Source organism: Allobosea sp. WAO (assembly GCF_001509835.1).
Lineage (GTDB): Bacteria > Pseudomonadota > Alphaproteobacteria > Rhizobiales > Beijerinckiaceae > Allobosea.
In genome coordinates this window covers 170,698-185,477 of the sequence record NZ_JXTJ01000006.1, presented here as the reverse complement: position 1 = coordinate 185,477, position 14,780 = coordinate 170,698, and the positions used below count along the sequence as shown (strand labels likewise).

The following is a 14,780-nucleotide window of genomic DNA, read 5'->3' as shown; positions in this document are numbered from 1 at the left end:
CTTCAGGCCGCAGCTTCAGCCGCGCGACCGCTTTCCAGCAGTGCGACCAGCGCCCGCCTGTCGACCTTGCCATTGACGTTCTGGGGCAGTGTTTCGAGCCGGTGGATCGCCCCCGGCACCATGTAGCGCGGCAGGCTCTCCAGCATCGCCTCGCGGATCGCCTCCGGCTCGTGCTCGCTGCCGGCGACGAAGCTGACCAGCCCCTCGGCCGAGCCGTAGCTCACCGGCCAGGCGACGGTGGCGACGAGCTCGCTGCCGGCGGCGCGGCGCAGATGCATGTCGACTTCCTCGAGCTCGATCCGGTTGCCCTTGACCTTCACCTGGTTGTCGACACGGCCGAGATGATGAAAGACGCCGTCGGCATCGCAGCTGCCGAGATCGCCGGTCAGGTACCAGCGCCGCCCGTCGAGCATACGGAAGCGGTCGGCGGTAAGCTCCGGCTGGCCGAAATAGCCGATCGCGACCTGCGGTCCGCAGAGTGCGATCTCGCCCGGCATACCTGGCGCAACCGGCTGCTGCCGCTCGTCGAGGATTCCCACTTCCATGGTCGGATAGGGCTCGCCGATCGCGACGATGCCGCGCGACGGCGTCACCACCGGCGGCTCCGTCAGCGTCTGCCGCATGCAGACTACCGTGCACTCGGTCGGCCCGTAGATGTTCTCGACGCTGCCGTTCGGGGTCGCCGCTGCCCAGGCTTGCGCCGCCTCGGCAGGCAGCGGCTCGCCGCAGAAGATCGACATCCGCAGGCTCGGGAACAGATCCGGCTTGAGCGCCCCACTCTTGCGCATCAGGCCGATCACCGTCGGCACCGACATCCAGACGGTCAGTTCATGGCTGCGGATGAAGCGGGCCGGCGCCATCAGCTCGAGCTGCGACATGACATGCAGGGATGCACCGGCCTCGGCGCACAGGAAGAGATTGTGGACCGTCAGGTCGAAAGTGACGTCACAGGCCTCGCCGATCCGGTCGTCCGCGGTGTAGCGCGTCCAGAACCGGCTCTGGGCGATGTAATGGTCGAGCGAGCCGGCCGAGATCATCACGCCTTTCGGCATGCCGGTCGTGCCCGAGGTGAAGATGATGTAGCCGACCGCGTCGGCCCGCACCTGCACGGGGCCGGGCAGCGGCGGCGTGTCGAGCGCAGTGCGCTCGCTCACCATCTGGCCTGGCCGTGCCGCCTCCTTCGCCGCGCCGGCAGGCAGCACGACGAGATCCGGAGCCGCCGCCAGCACTGCCGGCGTCAGCAGCGCCGCGCCATTCTCGTCGACGACGAGCGCGTCGAGCTCCAGTGCCTGCAACAGGGCGACCAGCCGCTCCTCCGGCCATTTGAGATTGAGCGGCACATAGGCGGCGCCGGCCCAGCAGGCTGCGAGAATGCCGACATAGGCTTCGAGGCTGCGCGTCGCCAGGATGCCGACGCGGCGCGATTGCAGCCGAGGCGCCAGCGCGCCGGCGAGATGCGCGACCTGCTGCCCCAGCTGTCCATAGCTATATTCGCGCCCGGCGACGGCGAGCATGACGCTCTCAGGGGAAAAAACCGTCTGCCTGGCGAAGGGCAAGGCGAGGTTGAAGTCTTGTTCCGGCACGTTCGCTCCCGATGCGCGTGACAAGTGCCGCATCGTAAGGCAGATAGTTACTCCGCGGGTTAACGAAACACGCCATGAGCGCATTCGTCGCAACGCGATCGGAATTGTTGTGGATATCCCCTAGGGAAGCTGGGCCAGTCGCGCCAGCAAAGCCCCGGCATCGGCGGCATTCTGATAGAGCCCGAAGCCCAGCCGCAGCCGGTTGCCGCGCAGATCGGCGGTGATGCCGGCCTGCTTCAGCCGCTGGTGCCAGTCAGCCGCCTGCTCATGGCGGAAGGTCAGGAAATTGCCGCGCGCCGGCTCGTCCATAGGCACGACCAGGTTCTCCAGGGCGAGCACGCCGCACGGCCTTCGCGCCAGCCCGTCCGCGACGATCCTCTGCAGGGCATGGGCGTGAGCGTGGATCGCCGCCGCGTCGAGCCCCTTGTCATCGAGCCAGTCGAACACGGCACCCATGCGGTAGAGCCCGGAGGGATCGAAGGTCGCCCCCATGAAGCGCCAGCCGTTCTGCGCATAGCCGATCTCGCCCTGCGCCCCTGAAAGTGCGCCGAAGGAAGCGTACCAGCCGGTATCGCGCGGCCGCATACCGAAGCCCGGCGGGCAATGCATGAAGCAGGCGCCCTCACCCGACATCGCGTATTTGTAGCCCCCGGCAATGTAGAAGGCCTTGTCGGCAATGGCCGAGAGGTCGGTCGGGCGCGCCAGGAAGCCGTGATAGCCGTCGATGACGACGAGGCGGCCGGGCGCCGAAACGCCCTCGACCAGCGCGTCGAGATCCGTCAGCGCGCAGCCGGAATTGAAATGGACCTGGCTGACGAACACCATGTCGATGCCGGCATCGGCTCCTGCCGCCGCGACCAGCCGTTCGGGCAAGGTCGCAAAAGGCTCGGCCGGCACAGAGACGAGCTCGACCAGCCCGTCTTCGGCGAGCCGCTCCACCTGTCGGCGGAAGGAATGGAATTCGGCATCGCTGGTCAGGATGCGGGCCTTGCGCTCGCGCGGCAGGCAGGAGAGCAGCCGGTTGACGAACTCATGCGTGTTGTTCGCCGGCACGAGGCCGTCGATCCCGGGCAGGTTCAGGTGCTTTGCGACGCCTTGCGCGACGCGCTGCCACACCGGTCCGAGCACCTCCTCCCATTTGCCGTCGACCAGCCGGGCCGCTTCGTCCCAGCAGCGTAGCTGCGCCGCACGCGTCGCGTCCGGCCAGAAATGATGGCTGTGCGCTGCGAAATGCAGCCGCTCGGGCCAGTTCTGCCGAAAGCGCGAGAACTCCGCCGAAAGGTCGAAGGGCGGCGCGCCGATCTCCGTCTTCGCTCCCACAGCAATCTCACCGGAAACCGTCATCGCAACCTCGCCGCAGCTTGTTCGCCCGTCGAAATACTTTAAACTTAAAATATCTGGCGCCCATCTCGCGTCAAGGCACCGGATCGCAGGCAAGGAGGCCGTGATGGCAGGCAATACGGGCAGCCGGATCGAAGCCGGCATGACGACCGACTTCAGGGACCGGATGGATTACGGCTCCTATCTCGGCCTCGACCTCTTGCTCGCGGCGCAGAAGCCGCTCAGCGACGCGCCCGACGAATTGCTGTTCATCACCATCCACCAGGTTCAGGAACTCTGGCTCAAGCTCGCGACCCATGAGCTCGACGGGGCGATCGCTGCGCTCCGCAACGACGAATTGCAGCCGGCATTCAAGTCGCTGGCGCGGGTCTCGCGCATCCAGGCCCAGCTGATCACCGCCTGGGACGTGCTCTCGACCATGACGCCGGCAGACTACCTCGCCTTCCGCGACGCGCTCGGCCAATCCTCCGGCTTCCAGTCCTATCAGTACCGCGCCCTCGAATTCCGCCTCGGCGCCAAGGACCCGCGCATGCTGGCGATGCACAAGCACCATGAGGCGCATCACGCCCATCTCGAAGCCCTGCTGGCGTCGCCGAGCCTCTATGACGAGGCCTTGCGGCTGTTGGCGCGGCACGGCCTGCCCATTCCGGCCGGATGCCTGGAGCGCGACTGGCGCCAGCCCCATGTCTCGAACGCAGCGGTGCGTGCCGCCTGGCTCACGGTCTATCGCGATACCCACCGCTATTTCGACCTCTACGAGCTTGCCGAGGAACTTGTCGACGTCGAGGACCAGTTCCAGCAATGGCGCTTCCGTCACATGAAGACGGTCGAGCGCATCATCGGCTTCAAGCCCGGCACGGGCGGCTCCAGCGGCGTGAAGTTCCTGAGGACGGCGCTGGAGCGGTCCTTCTTCCCCGAGCTCTGGGAGCTGCGCAGCGAGTTGTAGAAGCCTCTTCAGCCCCCATCCTGAGGAGGCCGCGCAGCGGCCGTCTCGAAGGATGCTTCAGTAGGTTCAAGCAGTTCCTGGGCCATCCTTCGAGACGCGCCTGCGGCGCTCCTTAGGATGAGGGTTGGGGGGCGAGCGAGAGCCTACTCCTGATTTCCAAAAGTCATGTCGCGCCGCGCCGTCAGGATGCTGATCGAATAGCCTGCGACGACGTCGACCAGCGACATCAGCGTGATGATCAGGAACGTGCCGGTGCCGAAGCCAGGCACGAACAGGAAAATCAGCCCGCAGGCGATGAACAGCACCAGCGACAGGCCGTGATTGAAGATCGAGCTCGATTTGGCGCTGGTCGCGTTCATGATCTCGAAGAACAGGACCACCGTCGAGATCGCGAGCAGGAGCTCGCTCATGGTCAGCGTGAACACCGACCCGGAAGGCAGCCGGAGATTGAGCAGCTCACGCGAGAGCGGCACGCCCATGGCCGCAACGGCAACGCCATAGGCGACGACCGCCAGCAGCATGAAGGGAAAGAACCGGGCCATCTCGTCATCCTGCCATTGCCGAACCCGCAACCAGTCGCTGCGGAATATCCGGAGCCGTTAAAGCATGTTCGCGCCCATGAGGAAGCAGTTTTCGGGCGCGAGCCGGCAAGCCGAACCGATCGCCGCCCGGGGCGCTTGCGGCGCGCCAATGCGCAACTGCCGCAAGGGCGCTCTGTCGCCGCTTCGCGTTGCCGCCGTAGATTGGAACTGATAGAACGACGCCATGAACAAGAAGCGGCACATTCAGGACGGTTGCCGGCGCGTGCTGCGCCGCACGCTGAATCCGCGCCGCTTCCCGACGACGCAGGGCTTCGCCGCGTTGCACGATCACGCCCGCTTGCCCTGGCGCTTCTTCGGCCGCTTCACCGCTTCGCTCGCAGCCGGCCTTAGCCTGGCCTGAGACCGGCCGTCCGGCCGGCGACAGGCCCGCTGCACGCGCCCCGGCCCGCCCGGCCGCCAGATCGATTTCCATACCGAAGGCACGAAGCCAATGACTGCGACCAAAGCCCCGACCACGCTCTACGACAAGGTTTTCGAGGACCACGTCGTCGACCGCCAGGACGACGGGACCTGCCTGCTCTATATCGACCGCCATCTCGTCCATGAGGTCACCAGCCCGCAGGCCTTCGAGGGTCTGCGCATGACAGGCCGCAAGGTCCATGCGCCGGAGAAGACGCTCGCCGTCGTCGACCACAATATCCCGACGACCGACCGCAAGGCCGGCATCGCCGAGGAGGAGAGCCGCATCCAGGTCGAGGCGCTGGCCAAGAACGCCAAGGAGTTCGGCGTCCTGTATTTTGACGAGCTCGACGTCCGCCAGGGCATCGTCCACATCGTCGGTCCCGAGCAGGGCTTCACCCTGCCCGGCACGACCATCGTCTGCGGCGACAGCCACACCTCGACGCATGGTGCCTTCGGCGCGCTGGCGCACGGCATCGGCACCTCCGAGGTCGAGCACGTGCTGGCGACCCAGACGCTGATCCAGAAGAAGGCCAAGAACATGCTCGTCCAGGTGGACGGCACCCTGGCCAAGGGCGTCACCGCCAAGGACATCACCCTCGCCATCATCGGCGAGATCGGCACCGCCGGCGGCACCGGCTCGGTGATCGAATATGCTGGCGACGCGATCCGCGCCCTGACCATGGAAGGGCGGATGACCGTCTGCAACATGGCGATCGAGGGCGGCGCGCGCGCCGGCATGGTCGCCCCCGACGAGAAGGCCTTCGCCTATCTAAAGGGCCGGCCGCGGGCGCCGCAGGGGGCCGCCTGGGACGAGGCCGTGCGCTACTGGGAGACGCTGCGCACCGACGAGGGCGCGCATTTCGACCGCATCGTCAAGCTCGACGCCAACAACCTGCCGCCGATCGTCTCCTGGGGCACGAGCCCCGAGGACGTCATCTCGGTCGCCGGTGCCGTGCCCGATCCCGAGCAGATCGCCGACGAGGTCAAGCGCGCATCGAAGAAGCGGGCGCTCGAATATATGGGCCTGACCGCCGGCACCAAGATGACCGACATCCCGCTCGACGTGATCTGGATCGGCTCCTGCACCAATGGCCGGATCGAGGATCTGCGCGCCGTCGCCAAGATCGTCGAGGGCAAGAAGATCCATGCCAGCCTGGACTACGCCATGGTGGTGCCGGGCTCCGGCCTGGTGAAGCAGCAGGCCGAGGCCGAAGGCATCGACAAGATCCTGATCGCCGCCGGCTTCGAATGGCGCGAGCCGGGCTGCTCGATGTGCCTCGGCATGAACCCCGACCAGCTCAAGCCGGGCCAACGCGCGGCCTCGACCTCGAACCGCAACTTCGAGGGCCGTCAGGGCTATCGTGGCCGCACCCACCTCGTCTCTCCCGCCATGGCGGCGGCGGCGGCGCTGGTCGGCCACTTCGTCGACGTGCGCACGCTGGGCTGAGCGCGGGGGCGGTCGCGGGAGGACGTCATGAGCACCGATCCCCGCGAAGCAGCCCGTGCCGGCGAGGCCAAGCAAGCCCTGGACCGCGTCAAGCGCGATTCGGAAAGCTTGCTCGGCTCGTCCATGGGCCGCGCCGCAGACCACTTCTCCGGCAAGGACGCACCAGAAGGCGACAATATCGAGCTCTGGGGCCGGCGTATCGGCCGCGGACTTTCGCTGATCGCCTTCATCGGCCTGTCCTGGTGGCTCGGATACCAACTGAAGATCTGGTGATGGCAAGCATTCCCTCGATCAAGGCGGCAGCGAGCAACTCGGCCGAGGCTGCATCGGAGCCCGGCTGGGACGATCGGCGCGCGCCTTCGATTGCGACCTTCGAGGAGCTGGCGCAGGTGGCCTATGACCGCCTGCCGGCGGATTTCCGCCAGCTCTGCGCCGGCCTGATCATCAACGTCACCGAGTTTCCCGAGGACGATGTCCTGAAGGAACTCGAGGCGGAGAGCCCGTTCGACCTGCTCGGCCTGTTCTCCGGCGTCGGCCTGCCGCAGCAGGGCTATGCGCCTCAGACCGGGCAGATGCCCAATACTATCCATCTCTACCGCCGCCCGATCCTCGATTACTGGGCGGAGCATGACGAAAGCCTGGGGGCGATCGTGACCCATGTCCTGGTGCACGAGATCGGCCACCATTTCGGCTTCGACGACGACGACATGGAAGCGATCGAGCGGGCAGCCGGCTGACCTGCCGCCGCAAGCCGCCTTCCCCACAGCATTCAGGAGACAAAGCCCATGCAGCCCTTCACCACCCTGACCTCGACGCCCGCCCCGCTGAAGGTGATCAATGTCGACACGGACATGATCATCCCCAAGCAGTATCTGAAGACGATCAAGCGCACCGGGCTCGGCACCGCGCTGTTCTCGGAGATGCGCTACAAGGAGGACGGCTCGGAGAATCCGGACTTCGTCCTGAACCAGCCAGCCTATCGCAAGTCGGAGATCCTCGTCGCCGGCGACAATTTCGGCTGTGGCTCGTCGCGCGAGCACGCCCCCTGGGCCCTGCTCGACTTCGGCATCCGCTGCGTGATCTCCACCAGCTTCGCCGACATCTTCTACAATAACTGCTTCAAGAACGGCATCCTGCCGATCAAGGTCTCGCAAGAAGACCTCGACAAGCTGTTCGACGATGCCGATCGCGGCTCGAACGCGACGCTGACGATCGACCTCGAGAGCCAGACCATCAAGGGGCCCGATGGCGGCACGGTGACCTTCGAGATCGACCCGTTCCGCAAGCACTGCCTGCTCAACGGCCTCGACGATATCGGCCTGACCATGGAGAAGGCCCCGAAGATCGAGGCCTATGAGGAGAAGCTGAAGGGCCGCGCCTGGGCGTGAGCCAATCTGCTCGACGACACCCGTCATGGTCGGGCTTGTCCCGACCATCCACGTCTTGGCTTCGCTAACGGCGTGAGGTGTTCAAAACGTGGATGCTCACCACAAGGGCGAGCATGACGGCGTCTTCAAACCACCACACCCTGCATGGGCGCGAGATCGCCGGTGCCCGGAAACACCCTCTCGGCCAGCACCGGCCCCGACAGCCCGAACAGGTCGGCGACGACGCCCTTGGCCACGGCACGGATATCCGTGGTGGGCTTGAGGTCGCGCTGCTCGTGCAGCTGCTCGGGCCTTAGCCCCGGCCAGTCGACGATCATGCGCCGGCCATTGACCGCACCGCCGATCAGGAAGGCGACCGTGCCGGTGCCGTGATCGGTTCCCACCGTGCCGTTGACGCGAGCGGTACGGCCGAACTCGGTGACGACCATCACCACCGAATCCTTCCAGACGGCTTTCAAGCCGTTCTCGAAAGTCGCGAGCGCGCCATCGAGCCCGCCGAGCAGCGTGGCGAGCCGGCCCTTGGCGCCGCCCTCGTTCGCATGCGTGTCCCAGCCCTCGAAAGCCAGCGCCGCGATGCGCGGGCCGTCCTCGGCGCCGACCAGCCGGGCCGCGCCCTCGGCGATGCGCCTCATGCCCTCGGCGCTGTCCGGGCCGCCGCCGCCACGCGCCTGCCCCTCCATACCCTGCCGGCTCGCGATCAGTTCGGTCTCGATCGCCTTTTTCAGCACCAGCGCCAGGGCAGGATCGCGCTCGCCATAGAGATCGCCTAGGCGCTGGACGAGACCGCCGCCGGCCCGCGCCATGCGTGGCGGCGCCCAGCCGAGCACCGGCGCAGAGCCCCGCACCACGAGCGGCGGCACGACGCCGATGCCGAGCGCCCCGCGCCGCGACACCGTCTCGCCCGCCGGCAGGCTGGCGATCAGCCGGTTGAGCCAGCCGCTATCGGTCTTGCCCGGTCCACTTTGCCCGCTTTCGAGCACGTCCTGCCCGTCGAAATGCGAGCGCTCGCGATAGCCGGTAGCGCTGGCATGGACGATCGCCGCCTGTCCGCCGGCATAGAGCCGCGCCAGGTTCGGCATCGCCGGGTGCAGATAGAAGAAGCCGTCGAGCGGCAGCGCCGCCTCCGGCCCGTCCTTTGTCAGCGCGATGCCCTCGCGCAGCGCGGCATAAGCGGGATCGCCGAGCGGCGGCACCGCCGAAAGCCCGTCGAGCGCGCCGCGCAGAACCACCAGCAGGAAGCGGGAATCGCGCGCGCCAGCCGCCGCATAGGCGAATTTCGGCATGTAGGACCAAGCGAAGAGAGCGCCCGCCGCCCCGAGCACGGCGCGGCGCGAGGGTGTCATCCGTTCGCAGTCGTCATCGGCGGCGGCCATGCTCATCTCCGCTGGAATTCGGGCGACATCAAAAGCAGCGCGAGCGCCTGCGCCTTGCTCTCGGCGCGCGCCACCGCCTGCCGCGTCTGTGGCGAGGCGAGCGGGCCGAGCACCTCCTCGACGAGCAGCCGGGGATCAGCGACCGAGCCGGCAGCCTGCCGGCCGAGCTGCGCCGCGACGTCGATACGGGTCTTGATCCCTTCCGGCGTCGCCCAGGCCGCATTGCTGTCCGGGTAGCCGTCCGGCCCCCCGGGCTGCCAGAGCGGCTGACCCATCACGCCGAGCGCTCCGGCGATCTGACCGAAATCCGGCTTGCGACCGAGCGCCCGGAAAGCTGCGATCAGGAATTCCTGAGGCGTCCGTAGCTTCGTCGTGGGCGCGCTCCAGGCGAGGTCCGACATCGCTAGAGCCCGCGCGAGCGCGGCGAGGTCACCGCCCGTTTCACGGAAGACGCGGGTGAGTTCGGCGACCAGCGCCTGCGGTGGCTCGTCGGCGACGAAATGCCGGGCAAGCTTGTGGGCGATGAAGCCGGCGGCGCTGGGATGGCGGGCGAGATCGGCCAGCGCCGCCATGCCCTTCTCCTTGCCCTCCTGCCGATAGACCTTGCCGAGCAGCTTCTGGCCGCCAGGGTCATGCAGTGCCGGATTGAAGGCGAAGGAACCGGGAAAGCCGAGACGGGCATCGCGCCCGACGATCGTCCAGCCGGTGATGATCCGCGCCAGTCCGGTCACGTCAGCCTGGCTGTAGCCGCCGGAGACGCCGAGCGTGTGCAACTCCATGATCTCGCGGGCGAGATTTTCGTTGAGCCCGCGCCCACGGCGCTTGCCGGCGCGCGAATCCGGGCCGATCGAGAGCTGGTTGTCGAGGAAGTTGAGCATCGCCGGATGGCTCTCGACCGCGATCAGCATTTCCTCGAAACGGCCGAAGACGTTGGGGCGGATCGCCTCGCGCTCGAACGCCCCGGCCATGGCGCGCACGAAATTGCCCTTGGCGACCGAAACGCAGAAATGGTTCGACCAGAACTGCACCAGCCGCTCGGCGAAGCCGGTCTCGGTCGCGAGCGCCAGATGGACCCGGGCGACGACTTCCTCGCGATAGACCTTCTGCGGAAAGGGCGGCTCGGCCGGCTGCGGCGCCGGCAAGTGGCTCTGGACCCGGCCCGGTTCCGGCGGCGCGGCTGCGACCTGCACGGCCTCGCTGCTCGGCTGTCCGGCGACACGGCGGGATTCGCGCGCCGCTCGCTCCTCATCCTCGAAGGCGTAGAGCGCCCTCCCGATCGGGGCGGCGCCGGAGAAGCTGACCTGCGGCTGCGGCGCGCCTTCGCTGCGGATCTCGTCCAGCAGGCGCTCACGAGCGTCGCCGGCAGGGGCAGCCTGCCCGGGCATCGGCCCGAGACCGAAGCGCTGCAGCGCCAGAACCTTCAGGCGCGGCTCCGACCGGTCCGCCATGCTTCGCCTCCGCCGCCTGCGTCGTCGGTCACAGGCTTCCTCACAACTATGGCGAAAGCCCGACGCGGTTTTCAACCGATCCCAAAACGAGAAGGGCCGCCACCTCTCGCGAGGCAGCAGCCCTTCCGCTTCGGCCCCCAGAGCCCGCTCCACTCGGCTTGCGGCGCAAGCCGAGCGGAAAAACGGTCTCCGCCCCAAAGCGACAGACGAATTCACCGATCAGACTGATGCAATCTGATCGGACACGGCTCTAGTGCTCACATCGCCGGCAGAGCCGCGATATCGCGCACCGTGCCGTTGAGGCCGCTGACCTTGCCGACCATTGCCGCCTTGCCCGTAGCAAGATCGACCTTGTGCAGGGCGCCATCGGCCAGCAGCCAACCGGTATTGCTGCCGTCGGAGGCGGTTTCGATGTCGAAGGCGATTGCTTTTGCGGCAACGCCGAGCTTGCCGATCGCGCCGAGCACCCCGTCGTTCGGCGGGGCCTGCTTGAGCAGCCCGCCGATCTTGCCGTCAATGTCGTAGAGCGCCGTTTCCTTGGTGCCCTTGACCGAATTGCTATAGGCGCCGGCGACCACCATCGGCGCCTCGCCCTTGTGCATGTCGGTTTCGGCGAATTTCAGCTTGCCGTCGACCGTGGTCTTGCCGTCCTCGACATTGACCCGGAGATTGGTGCCGTCCGAGCCGATCACGCGCAAACGGTCGGCCGCCGGGTTGAAGTCGACGGTCGCCATCGAGGTCGCGGCCAGCACCGTGTCCATCTTCGACTTCATCGTCGCCTTACCGGCCTTGTCGACCGTGTAGATCGTCCCGTCCGTCGCCAGCGCATAGAGCATGCCGTCGGCGGGGCGGACGTCGATGCCGGCGATCTTGCCGCTGATGCCGGTCACCTTCATCGACTTGCCGGCCTTCTGGGTCGTGGTGTCGATCATCGTCAGCGTGTCGTCGCCGGACAATGCGGCGAGCATGGCAGCCTGCGCCGCCAGCGGCGCGAAAGCCGCCGCGAGGACGGTCGAGGCGAGAAGCAGGGCTCGGGCGTGGCACATGGTCTTTCCTCCTGATCGCATCGGGGCTCGATGCCTGGACGAAGCCGCCTGGAGCGTGCCCGTCATGAGAGGTAGCGCCGCCGCGCCCCGGCGGATGCGCCGCAAAAAATAAAAGCCCCTGCTGCATCCGGAGGCCGGATTGCTGTGTAGAATCGCACTGGCGCGCGCCCGACGGCCCGCGCTGCCGACGAGGAGACGAGGATGGCGACGGGCGCCGTGCCAGCGCGCGGGATGGGCGAGATCGAGCAGGCGCTGCTGGCCTGTGCTTCCGGCGACAAATTGGCCCTACGGCGCATCTACGAGGCCGAGTCGGCGCGTATGCTGGGGGTGGCGCAGCGTCTGCTGAAGCGCCGCGCTCTGGCGGAGGAAGCCGTGCAGGATGCTTTCGTGCTGATCTGGCGCCACGCCGCCCGCTTCGACCCCGAACGCGGCGCCGGCCTGACCTGGATCTACGCCATCCTGCGCAACCGCTCGCTCTCTATCCTGCGCGACGAAAGGCGGACCGAAACGCGCGATGCCCCGCTCGCCGAGGAGACGCCGAGCGAGGAGGACGATCCGGAGACGGTGATGTCGAAGCTCTCGGATGCCAGTGCGCTGCGCGCCTGCCTGGAGACCTTGGCCCCGCAAAAGCGTAGCCTCGTCCTGCTCGCCTTCGTCCAGGGGCTGACCCATGGCGAGATCGCCGGCCGCCTGAAGATGCCGATGGGCACGGTGAAGTCCTGGATCCGCCGCTCGCTGATCTCGCTCAAGGAGTGCCTCGGATGAGCGCCTCCGCCGAAGCCCCCCTTCCTCCTGCCGAACGCGATGCGCTGGCCGGCGAATATGTGCTGGGCCTGATCGAGGGCGCCGAGTTCGCCGCCGCCGAGCGTCGCCATGCCGAAGACCGCGACTTCGCAGGCGCCGTCGAATTCTGGCGCGGCCATCTCGCCGAGGTCGACGCGAGCGCGACGCCGATTGCCCCTCCCGCCGATCTCTGGAGCCGGATCGAGGCCGGGATAGCCGGCCTTGTGACAGGCGCCGCGGCGGCACCCATGACGTCCGGGGCGGCTTCGGTGCCGCGCAGTCGCTTCGCCGATTGGTGGAACAGCCTGTTCGTCTGGCGTGGCGCTGCCTTCGCCGGCGCGCTCGCGGCCCTGCTGCTCGCGATCGGCCTCGTCGGTGCGCTCGATCGCGCGCGGCGCCAGCCGGTGATGGTCGCGGTACTGATGACCGATACCAGTATCGCGGCCGCGGTGGTGAACACCTATGCCGATGGCCGCGTCGAGATGCTGCCGCTGCAGACGATCGACGTTCCCGCCGGCAAGGCCCTAGAGATCTGGACGCTCTGGGACCGCGCCGTCGGCCCGCGCTCGGTCGGCCTGATCGACCGCGCCCGCACCACGCCCTTGCGCCTCGATGACCTTCCGCTCGGCAAGGACCAGCTCTTCGAGATCACGCTGGAGCCGGCGAGCGGCTCGCCGACCGGGCGCCCGACCGGCCCGATCATAGCTAAGGGAACGACGGCGCAGAGGCTGTGAGGCAGCCAAAGCGCGAGCCTTGATGGCCAAGTCAGGCGAAGTGCGCCGAGCGGGGATGCCGATTTCGCCGGAATCGGCGGCCCCGGCCTTGAAAATTTGCTATCGCAGTGCAACATGAACGGGTGAGGACGACCTCCCCCATGACGGGCAGATTTGCTGGGACGACCCGGCCTGTCTCCATGGGAGAAGATAAATGGCCTGGATCTACCTCCTCGTCGCCGGCCTGCTTGAGATCGTCTGGGCGTTCTTCATGAAGCAGTCGGACGGCTTCACCAAGATCACGCCGACCGCAATCACCATCGTCACCATGATCGGCAGCTTCGCGCTGCTCGCCGTTGCGATGCGCAGCCTGCCGCTCGGCACGGCCTACACGATCTGGACCGGCATCGGTGCGGTCGGCGCCTTCCTCGTCGGCGTCTTCGTGCTCGGCGAGGCCGCGAACCCGATGCGTCTCGCCGCGGCCGGCCTGATCGTCTCCGGCCTGATCATGATGAAGATGTCGGCGCACTGACGCCGGCATGGCCTGCGGGGCGCGCTTGTTCGACCGGGGCACACTTCAAAAACAGTACAGGCGGACGATCGCTCGCCCGCCTGTACGCATCGTCAGCGCTCCTTGTCCGCCGTCAGCGGATCGGCGGGGCGAACTGGATGCCGCCCTTCGACCAGAGATTGTTCAGACCACGCGGCAGGTTGATGCGGCTGCCCGAGCCGAGGTTCCTCTCATAGGACTCGCCGTAATTGCCGACATGCCGGACGATCCGCGCCGCCCAGTCCGGCGTCAGGCCTAGCCCTTCGCCGAGCTTGGTGCCGACGCCGAGCAGGCGCTGGATCTCCGGATTGTCGGATTTCAGCATCTCCCCGACATTGGCCGAGGTCACGCCGAACTCCTCGGCATTGATCATCGCGAAGACGGTCCAGCGCACGATGTCGAACCACTGGTCGTCGCCCTGGCGGACATAGGGGCCGATCGGCTCCTTGGAGATCACCTCCGGCAGCAGGATGTGCTCAGCGGGATCGGCCATCTTCAGCCGGTAGGAGACCAGCTGCGAGATATCGGTCGAGATCGCGTCGCAGCGGCCGCTCTCATAGGCCTTCACCGTCTCGTCGATGCCCTGGAAGGCGACGACCTCGTACTTCATCTTGTTGACGCGGAAATAGTCGGCGAGGTTCAGCTCGTTGGTGGTGCCCTGCACGGTGCAGATCGAGGCGCCGTCGAGCTCCTTGACCGACTTGATGCCGGCTTTCTTGCGCAGCTGGAAACCCTGGCCGTCATAGTAGTTGACCGCCGTGAAATCGAGGCCCTGGCCAGCGTCGCGGCTGAGCGTCCAGGTCGTGGTCCGCGGCAGCACGTCGATCTCGCCGCTCTGCAGCGCGACCAACCGATCCTTGCTGGCCAGCGGGATGAAATTGACCTTGTTCGGATCGTCGAAGATCGCCGCCGCCAGCGCCCGGCAGACATCGACGTCGAGCCCCGACCACTTACCCTGCCCGTCGGCGAGGCTGAACCCGGCAATGCCGGTGCTGGTGCCGCAGAGCAGCTGGCCGCGCTCCTTGACCTTGGCCAGCGTCGTCTGCGCCAGGGCACCGGTGCTGATCAGCAGTGAGCCGGCCAGCGCCAGCAGCGCGGTCTTTCCGATCCGGGACATGAACTTTCCTCCTCCTGCGGTTGATGGTGATCGAGCCGAAT

The 14,780-nt window shown here is 67.2% G+C and carries 16 protein-coding genes; 9 read left to right on the top strand and 7 right to left on the bottom strand.

The annotated features are described in order from the left end of the window. Window positions 1-2 precede the first annotated feature (2 nt). Window positions 3-1,583: an AMP-binding protein gene (locus DK26_RS09915; protein ID WP_184231653.1), complete on the bottom strand. Its 1,581-nt coding sequence runs from the start codon at window positions 1,581-1,583 to the stop codon at window positions 3-5. Window positions 1,584-1,703: 120 nt separating this feature from the next. Then, the gene (locus tag DK26_RS09910; protein WP_066471259.1) at window positions 1,704-2,927 is read right to left on the bottom strand and encodes an aminotransferase class V-fold PLP-dependent enzyme; all 1,224 of its coding nucleotides are present in this window, start codon (window positions 2,925-2,927) and stop codon (window positions 1,704-1,706) included. Window positions 2,928-3,030: 103 nt separating this feature from the next. On the opposite strand from DK26_RS09910, the gene kynA reads away from it, so the two are divergent. Further along, the gene (kynA, locus tag DK26_RS09905) at window positions 3,031-3,870 is read left to right on the top strand and encodes a tryptophan 2,3-dioxygenase (protein WP_066471256.1); all 840 of its coding nucleotides are present in this window, start codon (window positions 3,031-3,033) and stop codon (window positions 3,868-3,870) included. A 143-nt stretch (window positions 3,871-4,013) separates the two neighbouring features. On the opposite strand, the gene DK26_RS09900 is transcribed toward kynA, so the two are convergent. After that, window positions 4,014-4,412, bottom strand: coding sequence for a hypothetical protein (locus DK26_RS09900; RefSeq protein WP_066471253.1), 399 nt, complete (start codon window positions 4,410-4,412; stop codon window positions 4,014-4,016). Between the two features lie 223 nt (window positions 4,413-4,635). Here DK26_RS09900 and DK26_RS28945 point away from each other — a divergent pair, with 223 nt between their 5' ends. The 5 genes from DK26_RS28945 to leuD all read left to right on the top strand — a co-directional run bounded on the left by DK26_RS28945 (window position 4,636) and on the right by leuD (window position 7,709). Next, window positions 4,636-4,812: a hypothetical protein gene (locus tag DK26_RS28945; RefSeq protein ID WP_157089604.1), complete on the top strand. Its 177-nt coding sequence runs from the start codon at window positions 4,636-4,638 to the stop codon at window positions 4,810-4,812. Window positions 4,813-4,902: 90 nt separating this feature from the next. Next, window positions 4,903-6,321: a 3-isopropylmalate dehydratase large subunit gene (gene leuC / locus DK26_RS09895; protein ID WP_066471251.1), complete on the top strand. Its 1,419-nt coding sequence runs from the start codon at window positions 4,903-4,905 to the stop codon at window positions 6,319-6,321. Window positions 6,322-6,348: 27 nt separating this feature from the next. Beyond that, window positions 6,349-6,594, top strand: coding sequence for a hypothetical protein (locus DK26_RS09890; RefSeq protein ID WP_066471248.1), 246 nt, complete (start codon window positions 6,349-6,351; stop codon window positions 6,592-6,594). Beyond that, a complete protein-coding gene (locus DK26_RS09885) occupies window positions 6,594-7,058 on the top strand; it encodes a metallopeptidase family protein (RefSeq protein WP_083533119.1) in 465 nt (154 codons plus the stop codon). The genes DK26_RS09890 and DK26_RS09885 overlap by 1 nt, the downstream gene beginning before the upstream one ends. A 48-nt stretch (window positions 7,059-7,106) precedes the next feature. After that, entirely contained in the window at window positions 7,107-7,709 is a 603-nt protein-coding gene (gene leuD / locus DK26_RS09880; protein ID WP_066471245.1) for a 3-isopropylmalate dehydratase small subunit, read from the top strand. A 125-nt stretch (window positions 7,710-7,834) separates the two neighbouring features. Here the strand turns inward: leuD and DK26_RS09875 are convergent, their stop codons facing one another. The 3 genes from DK26_RS09875 to DK26_RS09865 form a co-directional block, all read right to left on the bottom strand. Continuing rightward, window positions 7,835-9,082 (bottom strand): DUF1501 domain-containing protein, encoded by a 1,248-nt coding sequence (locus tag DK26_RS09875; protein ID WP_248309923.1) that lies wholly within the window; start codon window positions 9,080-9,082, stop codon window positions 7,835-7,837. 2 nt (window positions 9,083-9,084) lie between these two features. Further along, complete coding sequence (locus DK26_RS09870; protein WP_066471241.1) at window positions 9,085-10,530, bottom strand: DUF1800 family protein; 1,446 nt, start codon at window positions 10,528-10,530, stop codon at window positions 9,085-9,087. A gap of 257 nt (window positions 10,531-10,787) precedes the next feature. Next, complete coding sequence (locus DK26_RS09865) at window positions 10,788-11,576, bottom strand: DUF4394 domain-containing protein (protein WP_066471238.1); 789 nt, start codon at window positions 11,574-11,576, stop codon at window positions 10,788-10,790. A gap of 201 nt (window positions 11,577-11,777) precedes the next feature. On the opposite strand from DK26_RS09865, the gene DK26_RS09860 reads away from it, so the two are divergent. From DK26_RS09860 to sugE, 3 genes are all read left to right on the top strand, one after another. Further along, the gene (locus tag DK26_RS09860; protein WP_066471231.1) at window positions 11,778-12,341 is read left to right on the top strand and encodes a sigma-70 family RNA polymerase sigma factor; all 564 of its coding nucleotides are present in this window, start codon (window positions 11,778-11,780) and stop codon (window positions 12,339-12,341) included. Further along, window positions 12,338-13,093, top strand: coding sequence for an anti-sigma factor (locus DK26_RS09855; protein ID WP_066471228.1), 756 nt, complete (start codon window positions 12,338-12,340; stop codon window positions 13,091-13,093). The genes DK26_RS09860 and DK26_RS09855 overlap by 4 nt, the downstream gene beginning before the upstream one ends. Before the next feature lie 193 nt (window positions 13,094-13,286). Next, window positions 13,287-13,604: a quaternary ammonium compound efflux SMR transporter SugE gene (gene sugE, locus DK26_RS09850; protein WP_066471226.1), complete on the top strand. Its 318-nt coding sequence runs from the start codon at window positions 13,287-13,289 to the stop codon at window positions 13,602-13,604. A 112-nt stretch (window positions 13,605-13,716) separates the two neighbouring features. Here the strand turns inward: sugE and DK26_RS09845 are convergent, their stop codons facing one another. Then, window positions 13,717-14,739, bottom strand: coding sequence for an amino acid ABC transporter substrate-binding protein (locus DK26_RS09845; protein WP_066471223.1), 1,023 nt, complete (start codon window positions 14,737-14,739; stop codon window positions 13,717-13,719). Between the last annotated feature and the right edge of the window lie 41 nt (window positions 14,740-14,780).

Excerpts from the sequence above, each read along its gene's own strand:
- DK26_RS09845 (WP_066471223.1), bottom strand. The coding sequence starts at position 14,739 with ATGTCCCGGATCGGAAAGACCGCGCTGCTGGCGCTGGCCGGCTCACTG.
- leuC (WP_066471251.1), top strand. The coding sequence starts at position 4,903 with ATGACTGCGACCAAAGCCCCGACCACGCTCTACGACAAGGTTTTCGAG.
- DK26_RS09910 (WP_066471259.1), bottom strand. The coding sequence starts at position 2,927 with ATGACGGTTTCCGGTGAGATTGCTGTGGGAGCGAAGACGGAGATCGGC.
- DK26_RS28945 (WP_157089604.1), top strand. The coding sequence starts at position 4,636 with ATGAACAAGAAGCGGCACATTCAGGACGGTTGCCGGCGCGTGCTGCGC.
- DK26_RS09865 (WP_066471238.1), bottom strand. The coding sequence starts at position 11,576 with ATGTGCCACGCCCGAGCCCTGCTTCTCGCCTCGACCGTCCTCGCGGCG.
- kynA (WP_066471256.1), top strand. The coding sequence starts at position 3,031 with ATGGCAGGCAATACGGGCAGCCGGATCGAAGCCGGCATGACGACCGAC.
- sugE (WP_066471226.1), top strand. The coding sequence starts at position 13,287 with ATGGCCTGGATCTACCTCCTCGTCGCCGGCCTGCTTGAGATCGTCTGG.
- leuD (WP_066471245.1), top strand. The coding sequence starts at position 7,107 with ATGCAGCCCTTCACCACCCTGACCTCGACGCCCGCCCCGCTGAAGGTG.
- DK26_RS09900 (WP_066471253.1), bottom strand. The coding sequence starts at position 4,412 with ATGGCCCGGTTCTTTCCCTTCATGCTGCTGGCGGTCGTCGCCTATGGC.
- DK26_RS09885 (WP_083533119.1), top strand. The coding sequence starts at position 6,594 with ATGGCAAGCATTCCCTCGATCAAGGCGGCAGCGAGCAACTCGGCCGAG.
- DK26_RS09855 (WP_066471228.1), top strand. The coding sequence starts at position 12,338 with ATGAGCGCCTCCGCCGAAGCCCCCCTTCCTCCTGCCGAACGCGATGCG.
- DK26_RS09870 (WP_066471241.1), bottom strand. The coding sequence starts at position 10,530 with ATGGCGGACCGGTCGGAGCCGCGCCTGAAGGTTCTGGCGCTGCAGCGC.
- DK26_RS09875 (WP_248309923.1), bottom strand. The coding sequence starts at position 9,082 with ATGGCCGCCGCCGATGACGACTGCGAACGGATGACACCCTCGCGCCGC.
- DK26_RS09890 (WP_066471248.1), top strand. The coding sequence starts at position 6,349 with ATGAGCACCGATCCCCGCGAAGCAGCCCGTGCCGGCGAGGCCAAGCAA.
- DK26_RS09860 (WP_066471231.1), top strand. The coding sequence starts at position 11,778 with ATGGCGACGGGCGCCGTGCCAGCGCGCGGGATGGGCGAGATCGAGCAG.